At 67.4% G+C, this 16,260-nt stretch carries 15 protein-coding genes; 7 read left to right on the top strand and 8 right to left on the bottom strand.

Annotation, left to right across the window (positions count from 1 at the left end; translation table 11 throughout):
* Positions 1-26 precede the first annotated feature (26 nt).
* Complete coding sequence (locus OSB52_RS02125) at positions 27-1,130, top strand: isochorismate synthase (protein ID WP_266059933.1); 1,104 nt, start codon at positions 27-29, stop codon at positions 1,128-1,130.
* Between the two features lie 140 nt (positions 1,131-1,270).
* Here OSB52_RS02125 and OSB52_RS02120 read toward each other — a convergent pair whose 3' ends face one another.
* The 3 genes from OSB52_RS02120 to OSB52_RS02110 are packed head-to-tail and all read right to left on the bottom strand — an operon-like array spanning position 1,271 to position 3,383.
* Complete coding sequence (locus OSB52_RS02120) at positions 1,271-2,470, bottom strand: O-succinylhomoserine sulfhydrylase (protein WP_235724468.1); 1,200 nt, start codon at positions 2,468-2,470, stop codon at positions 1,271-1,273.
* Entirely contained in the window at positions 2,467-2,880 is a 414-nt protein-coding gene (locus tag OSB52_RS02115) for a rhodanese-like domain-containing protein (RefSeq protein WP_235724467.1), read from the bottom strand. Before OSB52_RS02115 ends, OSB52_RS02120 begins: the two co-directional genes overlap by 4 nt.
* Positions 2,877-3,383, bottom strand: coding sequence for an Rv0361 family membrane protein (locus OSB52_RS02110; RefSeq protein ID WP_266059932.1), 507 nt, complete (start codon positions 3,381-3,383; stop codon positions 2,877-2,879). Before OSB52_RS02110 ends, OSB52_RS02115 begins: the two co-directional genes overlap by 4 nt.
* Before the next feature lie 102 nt (positions 3,384-3,485).
* Between OSB52_RS02110 and OSB52_RS02105 the strand changes: the two genes are divergently transcribed.
* Together OSB52_RS02105 and OSB52_RS02100 are read left to right on the top strand one after the other, a co-directional pair.
* The gene (locus OSB52_RS02105; protein ID WP_266059931.1) at positions 3,486-4,517 is read left to right on the top strand and encodes an ABC transporter substrate-binding protein; all 1,032 of its coding nucleotides are present in this window, start codon (positions 3,486-3,488) and stop codon (positions 4,515-4,517) included.
* A gap of 153 nt (positions 4,518-4,670) precedes the next feature.
* Positions 4,671-6,068: an FAD-dependent oxidoreductase gene (locus OSB52_RS02100; protein ID WP_235724464.1), complete on the top strand. Its 1,398-nt coding sequence runs from the start codon at positions 4,671-4,673 to the stop codon at positions 6,066-6,068.
* Positions 6,069-6,287: 219 nt separating this feature from the next.
* Here OSB52_RS02100 and OSB52_RS02095 read toward each other — a convergent pair whose 3' ends face one another.
* Positions 6,288-6,767, bottom strand: coding sequence for a hypothetical protein (locus OSB52_RS02095; protein WP_235724463.1), 480 nt, complete (start codon positions 6,765-6,767; stop codon positions 6,288-6,290).
* Positions 6,768-7,048: 281 nt separating this feature from the next.
* Here OSB52_RS02095 and OSB52_RS02090 point away from each other — a divergent pair, with 281 nt between their 5' ends.
* From OSB52_RS02090 to OSB52_RS02080, 3 genes are read left to right on the top strand one after another with little or no spacing between them, the layout of a single operon-like run.
* A complete protein-coding gene (locus OSB52_RS02090; protein WP_235724462.1) occupies positions 7,049-8,098 on the top strand; it encodes a FecCD family ABC transporter permease in 1,050 nt (349 codons plus the stop codon).
* Positions 8,095-9,222, top strand: coding sequence for a FecCD family ABC transporter permease (locus OSB52_RS02085; protein ID WP_266059930.1), 1,128 nt, complete (start codon positions 8,095-8,097; stop codon positions 9,220-9,222). The genes OSB52_RS02090 and OSB52_RS02085 overlap by 4 nt, the downstream gene beginning before the upstream one ends.
* Positions 9,219-10,064 (top strand): ABC transporter ATP-binding protein, encoded by an 846-nt coding sequence (locus OSB52_RS02080; protein ID WP_266059929.1) that lies wholly within the window; start codon positions 9,219-9,221, stop codon positions 10,062-10,064. The genes OSB52_RS02085 and OSB52_RS02080 overlap by 4 nt, the downstream gene beginning before the upstream one ends.
* Here the strand turns inward: OSB52_RS02080 and OSB52_RS02075 are convergent.
* The 4 genes from OSB52_RS02075 to OSB52_RS02060 all read right to left on the bottom strand — a co-directional run bounded on the left by OSB52_RS02075 (position 10,024) and on the right by OSB52_RS02060 (position 13,469).
* A complete protein-coding gene (locus tag OSB52_RS02075) occupies positions 10,024-10,716 on the bottom strand; it encodes a YoaK family protein (RefSeq protein WP_266059928.1) in 693 nt (230 codons plus the stop codon). The two genes, OSB52_RS02080 and OSB52_RS02075, sit on opposite strands and share 41 nt — an antisense overlap.
* Positions 10,713-11,192: a DUF456 domain-containing protein gene (locus tag OSB52_RS02070; protein WP_235724458.1), complete on the bottom strand. Its 480-nt coding sequence runs from the start codon at positions 11,190-11,192 to the stop codon at positions 10,713-10,715. Before OSB52_RS02070 ends, OSB52_RS02075 begins: the two co-directional genes overlap by 4 nt.
* Before the next feature lie 12 nt (positions 11,193-11,204).
* A complete protein-coding gene (purT, locus tag OSB52_RS02065) occupies positions 11,205-13,073 on the bottom strand; it encodes a formate-dependent phosphoribosylglycinamide formyltransferase (RefSeq protein ID WP_266059927.1) in 1,869 nt (622 codons plus the stop codon).
* Between the two features lie 81 nt (positions 13,074-13,154).
* Positions 13,155-13,469, bottom strand: a complete 315-nt coding sequence (locus OSB52_RS02060; protein ID WP_235724456.1) for a UBP-type zinc finger domain-containing protein — start codon at positions 13,467-13,469, stop codon at positions 13,155-13,157.
* Between the two features lie 757 nt (positions 13,470-14,226).
* Between OSB52_RS02060 and OSB52_RS02055 the strand changes: the two genes are divergently transcribed.
* Entirely contained in the window at positions 14,227-16,260 is a 2,034-nt protein-coding gene (locus tag OSB52_RS02055) for an HNH endonuclease signature motif containing protein (protein WP_266059926.1), read from the top strand.

Here is a 16,260-nt window from a genome sequence, read left to right as displayed (position 1 = left end):
GCGAGCCGCGCCGGTACCGTGAGGTCATGTCCACTTCCGACGGCGACGACCGCGAGGTGTTCGTGCTGTCCCGACCCCACGGCACCGTCCGCGCCCGTGGTCGTCGGCGTGCGTTCACCGACACCGCCGCCGCCCGCGCAGCCCTCTCCACGGGTGACGTTCGGGCCATCACCGGGGCAATCCCTTTCGACCCAGCCGACAATGCGGCGCTCGTCGAACCAAAAGTCCTCGATGTGGACGCCGCACCGCTGACGCCGGTGCCGCCGACACCGCGCGAGGTTGTGTCCATGACGGCCCACCCCGATCCACGAACCCACCGCGACCGGGTGGTCGCAGCCATCAAACAGATCGCCGACGGCGTGGTCGACAAGGTGGTCCTCGCCCGCGCCGTCGACATCGTGATCGGGCAGCCGGTTGAGGTCACCGATCTGCTTGCCGCACTGGCGGGCGGCAATGTCGACCACAACGCCTTCGCCGTGGACGTAGGGGCCGTCATCGGCGACGATTCGTGGCTACTCGGCTCGAGCCCGGAAGTGTTGTTGCGCAAGACGGGTCGGGTCGTCACCTGCCGACCGTACGCAGGCTCGGCACGCCGATCCGCCGACCTTACCGCGGACCGTGCGGCCGCCGAGGCGCTCGCGTCGTCGTCGAAAGACCTTGCCGAGCACCGATTCGTCGTCGATTACCTCCGCGACCGGCTCGCCCCGTTGAGTTCGGATCTGGATGCACCGTCGACCCCCGAGGTCCGCTCCACGGGCGAGATCTGGCACCTGGCGACACCCATCCGCGCGACGCTGCGTGATCCGTCGGTCACCGCGCTGGATCTCGCGGCGCTGCTCAGTCCCACCCCCGCGGTCTGTGGAACACCGAGTGATGTTGCCGCCCAGTTGATCCGCGATGTCGAAGACCCACGCGGGCTCTACGGGGGCGCGGTCGGCTGGTGCGACGACGCCGGCGACGGCGAGTGGATGGTCACCATCCGATGCCTGCAGCTTGCCGCAGATCGCCACAGTCTGCGCACCTGGGCCGGCGGCGGGATCGTGGCCCAGTCCGACCCTCAGGACGAACTCGACGAGACCACCGCCAAACTCGCGACCGTCCTCAACGCATTGGGTATAGCGCATGCCTGACGACTTCCTGATCGCCCACAACCCGGAGGAAGGTTCGTCGCTCCTCGATACGTCGCCCAGCGGTTGGGCTGACTCTCCGGTGATCGAGTAGGTCCGAGGCGCTAGCCGAGGGCCGTATCGAGATCAGGCCGCCGACTTCCTTACCCCAGCGCCCGATCGAGATCCGCGATCAGGTCGTCGACGCCCTCGAGCCCCACCGAAAGCCGCACCACCGAGTCGGTGACGCCGATGGCGGCTCGACCCTCCGGACCCATCGCACGATGGGTGGTGGTGGCCGGGTGGGTGATGAGCGACTTCGAGTCGCCGAGATTGTTGGAGATGTCGACGATCTGCAGGCCGTTGAGCACCTCGAAGGCCCGCTTCTTGCCACCGACGCCGTCGCGGTCGGCGATCTCGAAGGTCACCACGGTGCCGCCGCCCGACATCTGCGCCTTGGCGAGTTCGTACTGCGGATGTGACTGTAGGAAGGGATATTTGACCCACGCCACCCGTGGATCGGCCTCCAGGAACTCGGCGATCCGCAACGCCGAGGCGACCGAGGCGTCCAACCGCAACCGCATCGTCTCGAGGCCCTTGAGCATCGTCCACGCATTGAAAGGACTCAACGCCGGCCCGGTGTGGCGCATCAGGGTCTGAACCGGGCCGTCGATGTACTCCTGCTCGCCGAGAACCGCACCGCCCATCACGCGTCCCTGGCCGTCGATGTGTTTGGTCCCGGAGTAGACGATGACGTCGGCACCCATGTCGAGTCCGCGCTGCAGCAGCGGGGTGGCGAACACGTTGTCCAGCACCACCTTCGCGCCGGCGGCATGGGCCAGCTCGGTCACTGCCGCGACGTCGACGAGGGTCTGCATCGGGTTGGACGGGGTCTCGAAGAACACCGCCGTGGTGGGCGTCGACAGCGCATCGCGCCACTGGTCGAGGTCCTCGCCGTCGACGAACACCGTCTCCACACCCCATCGGGGCAAGATCTCGTTGCACACCACGAAGCACGAGCCGAACAGGCTGCGTGCGGCCACCAGGCGGTCACCGGCCTTCAGCAGCGCACCGAGCGCGACGAACACGGCGGCCATTCCGCTGGCGGTGGCGAAACACGCTTGCGCACCTTCGATCTGGCGCAGACGTTCCTGGAACATCTCGACTGTGGGGTTGCCGTAGCGGGAGTAGACGAAGCGCTCATCCTCACCGGTGAACGCGCGTTCGGCGGCCTCCGCCGAGTCGTAGACGTAACCACTGGTCAGATACAGCGCCTCGGAGGTCTCGAAGAAACCCGACCGGTCGAGGCCGGCGCGCACCGCCAGCGTGTCGGCCGAAACACCTTCGGGCAGTTGCCGGCTCACGACTGCCGCCAGGGGAGGTTCTGTGCCCGCCAGCCCGCGTTGCCGCGATGGTCGTCGGAGTCCAGCCCACCTTCAAAGCCGTCGAGCACGTTGTAGGCCTTGCCGACCCCGTCTGCGGTCGCGGCCTCGGCCGCCCCGATGGACCGATGTCCGGACCGGCAGATGAAGATCACCTCGTCGTCATCGGCGATTCCCGCATCGCGCAACTGCGAGACGAACGCATCATTGTGGCGGCCGTCCGGGAAGGTGTTCCACTCGATGAACACCGTCTTCTTACCGATGACCTCGAGATCCGGCACACCCACAAACGCCCACTCGGCCCGGGTGCGGCAGTCCACCAGCACCGACTTGGGGTCGTTCTCCAGTTTCTTCCACGCCTCCAGGGGCGTGAGGTCACCCGCGTAGCTCACGACGTACACACCTTCCAGTCCCCGTCTTCTCGCACCACGACCACATCCGTGACCTGTTCTGAGTCCGGCGTCTCGTCGAAATGCCAATGTACCTGTGCGGTCGCCCGGTCACCGTTCACGGTGATGTCGGCGATCTCCGGGATCACGATCTGCCCGTTCTCCTCGAACGAGACCCGGTTCTGCTCGACGAATGTGTCCTTGTCCGGGAAGGTGTCGGAGGCGAGTTCCGCAGCGCATGTGGCCTCCCGGTAGCGCGTGTAATCCAACTCGTTGCGAGCGGTGTACGCATCGTTGACCGCATGCTGGATGTGCGCTTCGGTACTCATCCGGTCGTCGGCGGGACGGATCAGATACGAGATGCCGATGCCGATCGCGGCGATGGCCACCACACCCAGTGCCACCAAGAACGGCCACGCCGCCTTCCAGGTCGGCGCGGGCGTCGCCTGACCGTCGGAAGGTCCACCGGACTCCGAACGATCCTGATCACCCGCACGCTTGGCCATGGCGGGCAGTCTATCGACCGTCGTCAGACCCCCTGGCCGCGGCACCGGCCCGCCACAGGCGGTTAGGCTAGGGTACCCAACCCAATTGACGTGAGGGCTCCCATGAAGGCACATCGATCACTCCCCCGCACGGTGCGGATCGCGATCACGTCACTCGTGGCCGTCGCGGCACTGTCGGTCGGGGCATGCAGCGCACCCGATGAAGACAACGCCGCATCGTCGTCGATGCCGGCCGCCGATCCCGGCGCCCTGCCCGTGACCATCGACCACGAGTACGGCGCCACGACCGTCACCGAGCAGCCTTCACGCGTCGCGGCGATGGGTGTGGGCGACGCCGATACCCTGTTGGCGCTGGGCATCACACCGACGACGATCGCGCCGTTCGCCGATCCGACCCAGCGCAGCACACCCTGGAACGCCGACCTACTCGGCGACGCGGAGCCGGTGATCCTGCCGCAGGCCGCCGCAGAGTTCGGCAGTCAGATCCCGCTGGCCCTGCAGACCGATCCGGAGCTGGTCACCGCCGTCGGCGCCGCGCCGACCCGGGAGCAATACGACATTCTGTCGAAGGCGGTACCCACCATCACCCGCCCCGCCGAGTACCCCGATTGGCAGGTGCCGTGGGACGTGCAGACGACCCAGATCGGTCGCGCCGTGGGACTACCCGAACAGGCGCAGGCCAAGGTCGACGAGACACAGGGATTCCTGGCCGACATCCGCGAACAGCATCCCGAATTCGCGGGCAAGACCGGCGTGGTGGTCACGGCCTCGCCCGACGGCGGTCTGTCGATCTATGCCGGCTCCGACGGCCGCGGGCAGACCCTCACCGACTACGGGCTCACGTTTCCGGAGTCACTGCAACCGGCCATCACCAACGGCTTCTACGGTTCGATCTCCGCCGAGAACATGGCCATGCTCAACGACGTGGACGTCGTGGTCGCGGTCGACTGGGACGGCGCCAACGATCGTCTGCGCAACGATCCGGCCTGGTCGCGGCTACCGGTGGTGACCGAGGGCCGCGTGGTCTACCTCGATCAGCAGGTGGGCAGTGCGATGTCGGTGCCCACTGTGCTCACCATCCCGTGGGTGGCCGAGCAGGCTGTCGCGCCGATCTCGGCGGCCGCACAGCGCTGACCACCGAGGACACAGGTGAGGTTTACCTCACAAGAGATTTTGGCCGACGACGATCAGCGCCTACCGTAGAAGGGATAGGCGCCGCGTCAGCGGCCACCGCCACCGACTTCTTCACCGGAAGTCACCGAGAGAGCCACGGAAAGCATCTATTCCATGAGTGACACCAGCCGCCCGTTGCGGGTTGCCATCGTCGGTGCAGGTCCCGCCGGGATCTACGCCGCCGACGCGTTGATGAAGTCCGACACCGCCAAGGACCGAGGCGTCAGTATCGACCTGTTCGAGCGCATGCCGGCACCTTTCGGTCTGATCCGTTACGGCGTGGCACCGGATCATCCGCGAATCAAGGGCATCATCACGGCGCTTCACAAGGTGCTCGACAAGCCGCAGGTCCGCCTGATCGGCAACGTCGACTACGGCACCGACATCACACTGGAAGAACTCCGTGACCTCTACGACGCGGTGATCTTCTCCACCGGCGCCACCGACGACCGCGCGTTGGGCATCCCCGGCATCGACCTCGAGGGCAGCTACGGCGCCGCCCAGTTCGTCGCCTGGTACGACGGGCACCCCGACTTCCCGCGCACCTGGCCGCTGGACCAGGAGAAGGTCGCCGTCATCGGTGTCGGCAACGTCGCCCTCGACGTCGCGCGCGTGCTGGCCAAGACCGGCGACGAACTGCTGCCCACCGAGATCCCCGCCAACGTCTACGAGGGCCTCAAGGCCAACAAGGCCGTCGAGGTGCACGTGTTCGGGCGTCGCGGACCGGCGCAGGCCAAGTTCACCCCGCTCGAACTCAAGGAACTCGACCACTCCCCGAACATCGAGGTCATCGTCGCACCCGAGGACATCGAGTACGACGAGGGTTCGGCAGTGGCCCGCCGCGGGTCGAAGATCACCGACCAGGTCGCCACGATCATCGAGAACTACGCTATCCGCGACCCCAAGCAGGGCGCGATCCACAAGCTCTACCTGCACTTCTTTGAGAATCCGGTGGAGATCCTCGGCGAGGACGGCAAGGTCGTCGGCCTGCGCACCGAGCGCACCCAGCTCGACGGCACCGGCAACGTCAAGCCGACCGGCAAGCACACCGACTGGGAGATCGGCGCGGTCTACCGTGCTGTCGGCTACCTGTCGGACAACCTGCCGCAGATCCCGTTCGACCACCAGGCAGGCGTGATCCCGAACGAGGCCGGACGCGTGTTCGACGAGGGCAGCCAGCTCACCGGCATCTACACCACCGGGTGGGTCAAGCGCGGCCCGGTCGGCCTGATCGGTCACACGAAGGGCGACGCCAACGAGACCGTCGACTGCATTCTCGAGGACATGACCAACGGCGCCCTGCTCTCGCCGAGCCGTCCGTCCGAGGACGCCCTCATCGAGATCCTCGAGGCCAAGAGCATCCCGTTCACCACCTGGGACGGCTGGTACCGCCTCGACGAGCACGAGCGCGCCCTGGGCGCCGCCGAAGGCCGCGAACGCGTCAAGGTCGTCGAGCGTGAGGACATGCTCGCCGCCAGCGAGCCCGACAAGGTCGCCCGCCCCTCCAGCTGAGTCCCGAGCGTTGGCGAGTCACCTCGCCAACGCGCTCAGCACGGCAGCCGACAGAACCCAAAAAATCACCGAGAGAACCCACCCGCACAAGTTCGCGGGCCGGTCATCACAGACCGTGGGTTCTCTCGGTGATTTTTTGGGTTCTGTCGGCGCGAAACCGGGTTCTGTCGGCGCGAAACCGGGTGCCGTCGGCGCTACCCAGCGCCGACGGCGGGAGACCTAGCTACCGGTGGGCGGGGTCTGCTGGCCCGGGTTGTCCATCCGGCGGAAGTTCTGCCAGTAGCCGAAGTTGTTGGTCAGGTTCTCGGCCTCGTTGGCGAAGGTGAAGCCGGAGATCGACGACGGGAAGCAGCCGAACCAACGGGTCTCGATCGGACGGACCCAGCGGTTACCGTTCCACTTGGACATCGACTCACCCGGCTTGAGTTCCTTGACGCGCACCGACGCGCCGTTGATCTCGTTGAGGATGACGTTGTGCATGGTGGTGTCACCGATGTTGCGGACGGTCATCCAGCGGTACATGTACCAGGCCTGATTCCACGGCTGGCCCCACTGGCCGAAGTGGCATTCGATGCCTCCCAGGATCTGCAGATCACCCGGAGTCGCGGCCTGTGCCGGCGCAGTGCCTGCCAGCGAACCTGCCGCGATGCCGACCGTGGCCAGCACGGCTGCCCCCGCACGCTTGAGTGATGCTCTCATCGCCCTCTCCTCTGTTGTCTTCTCGACTGTTGTCTTCTCGACTGCTTCGACTTTTCGACTGCTTCGACTTCTCGACGAGTTGCGCCTGTCGACGCAACGTCCGTGCGACGTGTTGTCTCTGCGACGTGTGGTGTGACTATCGGCCCGCGCCTGCCGAATCGTTACGCACTGCTCAGCATCTTCACAGTCATGAGCGTGATTCGTTATACAACGGATATTGGAACGTTTGGCCCTGACATCGGGGGCGGGAAAGGTTGGTAAGGTAACCCTTTGTGCGTCGAATGACCGGGATTGTGCTGCTCACCGCGGTTCTCGTGGTGGCGCTGCTCGCGTCGGTCGCCATCGGCACCCGCCAACTCGGCTTGAGCGAGGTTCTCGACGCGATCCAGGCCGGCGGCTGGCCACATCTGGCCCTCGCCGACTTCCACGGGGTGCCGTGGCTGGTGCTGGAATCGCCCACTCCCCCGCCCGGCGCCGACGACGTGTACGGCATCGTCTGGGACCTCCGTTTCCCGCGTACGGTGCTCGGCCTGATCGTGGGCCTCGCGATCGGCGCGGCCGGCGCGCTGGCCCAGGGCCACACCCGCAACCCGCTCGCCGATCCCGGCATGTTGGGAGTGAACGCCGGCGCGGCGTGCGCGGTGGTGGTCGGCGTTTACGTGCTCGGCATCCAGAGTCCGATCGCCTACATGGCCTTCGGTCTGCTGGGCGCCCTGATCGCCGCGAGTGCGGTGTTCGGCCTGTCCGCGTTGTCCGGTGCGAGCCCGCTGACACTGGTGCTGGCCGGCACCGGACTGTCGGCGCTGCTACTCGCCATCACTTCGGGAATCGTGCTCACCGACAGCGTCACGTTGGATGCCTGGCGGTTCTGGAACGTCGGCGCCACCACCGGCCGCGGCCTCGACGTGTTCTCGGCGAGTCTGCCGTTCATCGTCCTCGGACTGATCCTGGCGCTGGGCAGCGGCTACTTCCTCAACGTGCTCAGCCTCGGCGAGGACATGACCAAGGCGCTGGGCTCGCGGGTGGTGTTGATCCGATCCGTCGGCATCCTCACCATCACGCTGCTCATCGGTGCCGCGACGGCCGCCTGCGGCCCCATCGTCTTCCTCGGCCTGGTGGTCCCGCACATCTCCCGCGCGATCGTCGGCCCCGACTATCGCTGGATAGTGCCCTACTCGGCGTTGCTCGGTGCGATCCTCATCTTGGTGTGTGACATCCTGGGCCGCGTCATCGCCCGGCCCGGCGAGATCCAGGTCGGTGTGGTGCTCGCGCTGGTCGGGGCGCCGTTCCTGATCGCGCTGGTGCGTCGACGGAAGTTGGTGAGCGTATGACCGTCGACGTCGCGCCGCAGCCGCCGGCCCCCGAACCCGACCAGACCACCGCCGGTCAGCGGCGGGCCACCCGGCGCGTTGTGCGGATCGGACCGTCGTCGTGGGTGATTCGGCCGCGCATGCTGACGGTGGGATTCGTGGGCGCCGCGATCACCGTGCTGCTGTTCCTGCTCAGCGTCGGTGTCAGCGATTACCCGATGGGGCCGTTCGATGTCGCGCGCGTCCTGCTCGGCGGCGGAACCCGCATCGAGAACGTGGTGGTCTTCGACGTCTCGCTGCCCCGCGCGCTCGTCTCCCTGCTGGTGGGCTTCGGCTTCGGCATGGCCGGCGCGTTGACCCAGCGGATCGCCCGCAACCCGCTGGCGACCCCCGACATCCTCGGCATCACCGCCGGGGCGAGCGCAGCCGCGGTGGCGGCCATCGCGTTCTCGACCAGCTGGGGCGCCTGGCTCGCCGGCCTCGGCATCCCGACGGCAGCCCTGCTCGGCGGTTTCGCGACGGCGATCGCAATGTACATCCTGGCCTGGCCGGGGCGGCGGGCGAATTCGGGGATCGACCCGTTCCGGCTGGTCATCATCGGCGTGGGCGTCACCTGGATGCTGCAGGCGCTCACCAGCTACATGTTGACCCGCGCGCAGATCGCCGACGCCGCACGCGCACAGACCTGGCTGGTGGGGTCGGTGTCGCAGGCGACGTGGACCGACGTGTGGCCGTCGCTGATCGCGGTGGCTGTCGGTGTGACCATGGTGCTCGGGTTGTCGCGCCCGATCGGTGTGCTGGGCCTCGGACCCGAGATCGCCCGCGGGCTCGGTGTGAACGCCGGCCGGGTCACCGCAGTGGTGCTGCTGGTCGCGGTGTTCGTCACCGCGCTGTGCGTGTCGGCGGCCGGACCGATCGCGTTCGTCGCGCTGCTCGCACCGCAGATCGCCCTGCGACTCACCGGATCGTCGCAGCCGACGCCCCTGGCGTCCGGACTGATCGGCGCGATGCTGGTCCTCGGCGGCGACCTGCTGTGCCGAACGGTGCTGCCCGGCAACCTGCCGGTGGGCATTGTCACCGCCGCGATCGGCGGACCGTTCCTCATCTACCTCATGATCACCATGTCCCGAAAGGCCACCGTATGACCAACGGTTTCGGCACCGACGTCACCTCCCCGAACAACGGGCGGTGTCGGCTGCGTGCAGAAGGGCTCAGCGTCGCCTACGACGAGCGGACGGTCATCACCGATCTGGACATCGCCATCCCCGACGCCCAGATCACCACGATCATCGGTCCCAACGGATGTGGGAAGTCGACGTTGCTGCGTGCGTTGTCGCGGTTGTTGCCGCCCCGCGCCGGCACTGTCTATCTCGACGGCGAGGACATCAACCGGATGCGGCCGAAATCGGTGGCCCGTGCGCTGGGTCTGCTGCCGCAGAATCCCGTTGCGCCCGAAGGTCTGACCGTCGCCGACCTGGTCATCCGCGGCCGTCATCCGCACCAGCGGTGGTATCAGCAGGCGACCGCGGCGGACGAAGCCGCGGTGGCTCGGGCGTTGGCGCAGACCGAGACCGCCGATCTCGCCGACCGCCCCATCGACGCGTTGTCCGGCGGACAACGACAGCGGGTGTGGATCGCGCTGACGCTGGCCCAGGAGACCGATCTGCTGTTGCTCGACGAGCCGACCACCTACCTCGATCTCGCGCACTCCGTGGAGATCCTCGATTTGGTACACACGTTGCGCACCGAGCACGGCAAGACCGTGGTGATGGTGCTGCACGACCTCAATCTCGCTGCCCGCTACAGCGATTCACTGTTCGTGATGCGGGCGGGACAGATCGTCGCGCAGGGTCGACCCGACGACGTCGTCACCGCCGACCTCCTCGAGGACGCCTTCGGTCTCCAGGCCCACGTGATGGAGGACCCGGTCGCCGGTGGGCCGATGATCATCCCGCTCGGTTCACGACACGCGCCAGTGCGGTCGTGAGCGCCATGACGAGCAGTGCGACTACCGGAATCCACAACGCGGCCAACGTCAACCATCGGAAGCCGTAGCCCCCGCCGACGGCGCCGACGGCGAGCAGCGACCACATTCCCAGCGATTTCAGCCACGCCCGACGCGGAGCGTCGGTGTGATCCCCGCGCGTCACCACCGTATCGGCGAGTTGCCGAGCCGAACGTACCAATGTGCCGGTGACGTAGGTGAGTCCGTAGGGCACCGCGGCGTCCCGTTCGAAGATCGCATTGATCATGCCGGTCGCGACCGCCACCACCAGCATGCCGGTCACGCCCGCCCCGGCGATGCCTTGTCCCGACGAATCCGGTTGCAGGCCGGCAACTGTGGCACCCAGAGCCATGGTGCCCGTCACCGTCCACAGCAGCCATTCCCGGGGGCGTCGGCGGGTGCGGTTGATGACCGAGCCCACGAACACACCGGCGAAGAACAGCGCGATCAGCCCGGCGCATTTCCCCACATCTGACCAGTGCCCCAGGCTAGGCGACACACCCATCACGGTGGTGTTGCCGGACATGAAGGACACGAAGTTTGCCTGCAGGTAGATGAAGGCGATGGCGTCGACGAATCCGGCGACCAGCAGCAGCGTTGCGGCAGAGATGATCCCCGCAGCCGGCCGGGTCACCAGATCCCTGCCCCGACAAGCCAGATCGCGGTGCCGAGCAACGCGGCGAACAACTCGATGCCGATGGTGATGGCCGCGGCCTTCGCCGACGACACGGTGCCCCGCCAGGCGGCGTGCGCGCTTCGGGTGCGGACCAGCTCGGCGATCATGGCGCCGACGACGAAGCCGATGAACAGTCCGATCACCGGGATCACGAAAAACCCGATGATGCCGAGGACCCCGCCGACGGCGATGGTGGTGTTCGGCACACCGGAGGCCTTCAACGACCGTCCGGCGACCAGATACTTGACCACTTCACCGATGACGATGACAGCCGCGGCGGCGGCGAAGATGCCCCACGCCCAGCCACCGACCGCGACCGCCCACACGCCGATCGCGAGCGCCACCAGGATGCTTCCGGGCAGCACCGGGAAGACGATGCCCAGCAGACCGACCAGGATGACCGCTCCGATGAGCAGTTCCCCACCCAGCGACATCGTCGGTTGGGGTCAGTCGACCGAGGCGCGCGACGGTTCGTCGGCCTGGCGATTCGCCGTGGGCCCGGCCGGACGCGATGCCGGTGGAGGGGTGGGTCCCGGCGGCGGACCGGGCCGTCCGGGCGGCGGCCCGACGGGGCGTCCGGGCGCGCCGCCGCGTGGTGGTTGCGGCCCCCGCTGCGGCGGTGGGCCGGGCCGTGGGCCACCGGGCGGCGGTCCCGGCGGGGTCGGCCGCGGCGGACGTCCACCCGGGCCCGGGCGCGGCGGCTGCCCGGAAATCGGCGGTGCGCCGGCCGGACGCGGTCCGGCCGGATAGGCCCAGCCAGCTGGGCGCTGTTGCTGTGGACCGGCGTGCGGCGGCACATTCGGAGCACCGGGCGGCGGCCCCGGACGGCGGGGCGGTGGCGGCACCGGCGGGTTACCCAGCGGCTCGGGGACAGTCCGTTCGAAGGGACGCGCCGCCACCGGCGTCACCAGCGACGCCGCCTGGACGGCGCGCTGGCGGGCCGTGGCCACATCGTCGGCGGTGGCGGTGATGACACCCATGCGGCGCCGGTGGAAGCTCTGCGGCTTGCCGAACAGCCGGATGTCGGTTTCGGGTACGGCCAGCGCACGAGCGACGTTGGCGAATCCGATGGCCGGTTCGTCGAGCTGACCGTAGATCACCGCAGACGCACCTGGCGAGGCCAGCGTGACGTCGACGGGCAGGCCGAGGATGGCGCGCGCGTGCATCTCGAACTCGGAGAGGCGTTGCGTGGCGAGAGTCACCAACCCGGTGTCGTGCGGGCGCGGGCTGACCTCGGAGAAGTAGACGTCGTCGCCTTGGACGAAGAGTTCGACGCCGAAGATACCTCGACCGCCGAGCTTCCCGTCGCCCATCGCGGTGGCGATGCGGGCCGCGATGGAGGTCGCCGCGGCCAGCGCGTCGGTGGACATCTCGTGCGGCTGCCAGCTCTCCACGTAGTCGCCGCCGACCTGCTGGTGACCGATCGGTGCGCAGAAATGGGAGGCGAGGCGACCGGTGACGGGATCGATCGCGCGGACCGTCAGCAGAGTGATCTCGTAGTCGAACTCGATGAAGCCCTCGACGATGACCCGCTCGCCTTGCACGCGAGCGCCGGTCGTCGCGTTCTGCCAGGCGCCGCCGATGTCGGCGGGTGCACGCACCACGGTCTGGCCCTTGCCCGACGACGACATCACCGGTTTCACCACGCAGGGGAAGCCGATCTCGGCGACCGCCGCCTCGAGCTCCTCCGCCGACGATGCGAACAGATAGGGCGAGGTGGGCAGTCCGAGTTCCTCGTCGGCGAGGCGCCGGATGCCTTCGCGGTTCATGGTGGCAACCACAGCGTGTGCGGTCGGGATGACCTCGGCGAGCGCCCGCTTCTCCACCTCGATGAGGGCCTCGGTCGCGATCGCCTCGATCTCCGGGACCACATAATGCGGGCGGTAGCGCTCGATCAGCGCCAGGAGTGCCGCGGCGTCGGTCATGTCGATGACCTCGGCATGGTGTGCGACCTGCTGACCCGGCGCGTCTGCGTACCTGTCGACGGCGATCACCTCGACGCCGAGGCGCTGGAACGCGATGATGACCTCTTTGCCCAGTTCGCCGGCGCCGAGCACCATCACCTTGGTTGCTGACGGGCTCAGCGGGGTGCCGATCACGGCGGGCGGGCCGACCGCGGGGGCCGGAACGTGCTGCTCCGGGCCACGATCAGGGGACTGGTGGTCGGCCGGTGCGTCGGATGGCTTCTGATCGGCCGGCGGTTGCTCCACCGACGCGTGTTCTGCCGGGGTGGAAGCGTGTGCGTCCGGCGCCGACGCGGCCTCTCCGCCCGCCGGCGCCGACGCCTGCGAAGCGTTGTCGCTGTCTGACGTCATGACCAGATCCTACGTGCAGTTCAGTGCACGGCCGCTAACAGATCGCGTCGGTCCCGCATCGTCGGCGGCCCGCACCCCGCATCAGTCCGTCGACTGATGGACATAGCACCATCGCCAGACCTCGCCGGGCTCGGCCGACCGCATCACCGAGTGACCTGTCTCGTCGAAGTGGGCTGCCGCGTGACGCCGCGGGCTCGAGTCGCAGCACCCGACATGACCACACGTCAGACAGATCCGTAGGTGCGCCCAGTGGTGTTCACCGAGTTGAGTACATTCCTCGCACGCCGAGCGGTCACCGTTCCGCGGCTCGGGGTCGGCATTGATGTCGGCCCCGATGGCCGCGAGTTCGACGCAGCGCCGATCAGCGTCCGATTGCGCACCCCGGGCGAATGTCATGGTGACCATCATCCCCGATCGTCCCTCTCCGGGTCGGGCTTTATGCAACGAGCGGCACCGACTGACGCCGCGTAGGAAGCGGGCGAGGAACGTCCCCTGCCTTCTACCCCGGGGGAGCGGCCGAGCTTGCGAGGCCGCATTTCTGATCCCTGAGGAGCGTCCGAGCGTGCGAGGCCGCGTCACGAAGGGTCCACCCACGCAACCACACTCACGCACGAAGTTGTCACACCCCACCGGCATCCTGAACCCAACCTCACCGAACAAGTCCATCCACAGCCCACTTGCAGCGCACCAAAGTTGTCAGACCCACCCGATAGTCTGATAGCAGTTCGATTCCCCACCAACGTTTCCCGAGAATCAGAGAATCGGAAAGGAAGGGCTTTGTCATGAGCCACAAAGAGCGCAGCGACGAACAAGCGAAGCGCCCTGACCCAAAGGAACAAGTCGAGGAACGAGCGCAGCCTCTGACCATGAGTAGCGGTCGAGCCTACAAAGCCGCGCCCCCTGATCCCTGAGGAGTGTCCGAGCTTGCGAGGGAAGCGTCACGAAGGGGCCCACCCACGCAACCGTATTCACTTACCAAAAGTTGTCACACCCCACCGCTATCCTGAACCCAACACCTCACCGAGCAAGTCCATCCACAGGCCGCGCGCAACGCCTCAAAGTTGTCAGACCGTCCCGATAGTCTGACAGCAGTTCGATTCCCCACCAATCCATCCCGACCTCAGAGACCGTCTTCGCCGGAAAGGAGTGTTTCGTGTTCACCTTCACCGACCGTGCCGCCGACGACGCTCTGCTGGCCTCCAGCAGTCTCGATGAGTTGGCGCAGCATGGTCGCGATTTGTTGCGGTTGAGTAATCAAGCCCAGGCCATCGCGATGCAGATCGCCCGCCAGATCGGGCAATCCACCTACAACGAGCGCCTCGCCGGATACAACGATTTCGTTCCGAACCGAATCCGCAACGCCGCCGACAAAGCCGCGAAAGGCGAAATCTCACTGCAGTTGGGTATTTCCCGACGTCAAGCCGGCGAATGGGTCAGTCTCGACGAACTACTCGACGAGCACCCCAAGATCCGTGACGCCTTCCGCGCCGGCGACCTGAGACCCCACCGGCTGGGTGTGGCCATCCGCGGCGCCGCCACCGGCCCCACCGGCGACCTGCGAGCACGACTGGCAGACCTCGCCGACAACGCCGAAACCACCGACGAAACCGATACCGACACCGACAATGTCGACGAGGAACTCACCCTCGACCTCGACGACCCCGCAGCCGACCTCGATCCCGACACCGACGATGACGGCACCGACGGTGAGGGCTCCGACGACGCTGGTGATGCTGCGTCCGAGACCGACCCTGCCGCCACCGACGATCCCGCCGGTGACGATGACGACGAGGATGAGCCGTGGGATTTCGACGATGTGGTACTCGATCTGGCCAGCCGACCCACCACCGACACCGCCCTGCGAGACGATCTCGACGCCATCATCATCAGCCTCGACCCCGATCGAGCCGCCCAGACGCGCGATGACATCGCCGACCTGTTCGGGGATGTGACGATCGGTAACGAAGCGTTCGGGCACATGACCGTCGATGCCTGCATCCCCGCCGAACACGGCGTACACCTCCGCGACCGCATCAGCGCCTTAATCAGCCGACGGGTGTGTCGCCGCGATGGACGCAGCATTAAAGCCCAACGCGTCGCCGCGTTCGCCGAAATCATCAAAGCCCCCGGCGCAAAACTACGCTGCCACTGCGGCGACGACACCTGCCCCGCCCGCCAGACCCGCACCAACAACCCGGCACCCGCGACAGCACCCACCCCGAGTGCCGGTGACAGCAATGTCAGCGACTCGGCTGTCGACGAACCCGCGATGGGTGGGCCGGATGCGGCCGAAGAACAGCCGATCACCCTCGCCGACATCGACAATCACAGCGACATCGATGGCGACGGCGACAGCAACGGTGAGAGTGGGCAATCCGACACCGGAATCGACGCCGATGACGAGGCTGAGCATGTCGCGCCCCCGCAACCGCGACGCGACTTCATCACCGCACCCCGTGCCGAGCACGACACCGACGTGGCCGATGCGGAAGCAACCGACGACTCCGACGCCGACATCGAAGACACCACGGCCGCAGAGGCCGAACTCACCACCGATACCGAAGAAGCCGAGACCACCGCAGACGCCGAGGTAACCGACGGCCGTGACGACGACCCCACCGACACCGACACCGACACCGACTCCGACCTCATCGTCCCCGGCCTGACCCTGCTACGCGACCCCACCGGTCTCGACCCCACCCGCCTGATGGGGTACGGCGCCATCGACCCGGCCCACGCCGCACGGATCGCACCGCACGCCACGACCGTCACCGCCCGCCCCAGCGAAACCCGCACCGCCAGCGGGTTGATCATCTTCGGCAACCGCACACCGGCCCCACCCATCGACCTCGCCGGGCACGGCGGTTTCACCACCCCACCACCGGGGGCACTGACCTACACACCGTCAGCCGCGTTGCGGGCCGAGATCATCCAACTCGACCGACGCTGCCGCTATCCCTACTGCGGCCGACCGTCCGAGGAATGCGAACTCGACCACCTGCTCAAGTTCTGCCATGCCGACCCGCTGGCCGGTGGCTGGACCGTGGCCTTCAACCTCGCACCCCTATGCCGCCCCGACCACGACCGCAAACACGACGGGCCGTGGATACCGACCATGCACACCGACCGCACCATCACCTGGCGCAACGCCCGCACCGGACAGGTCATCGTCACCTATCCGCGCTGA

It is taken from the genome of Gordonia aquimaris, assembly GCF_026262595.1.
GTDB lineage: Bacteria > Actinomycetota > Actinomycetes > Mycobacteriales > Mycobacteriaceae > Gordonia > Gordonia tangerina.
This window is presented reverse-complemented; position numbering and strand designations above follow the sequence as displayed.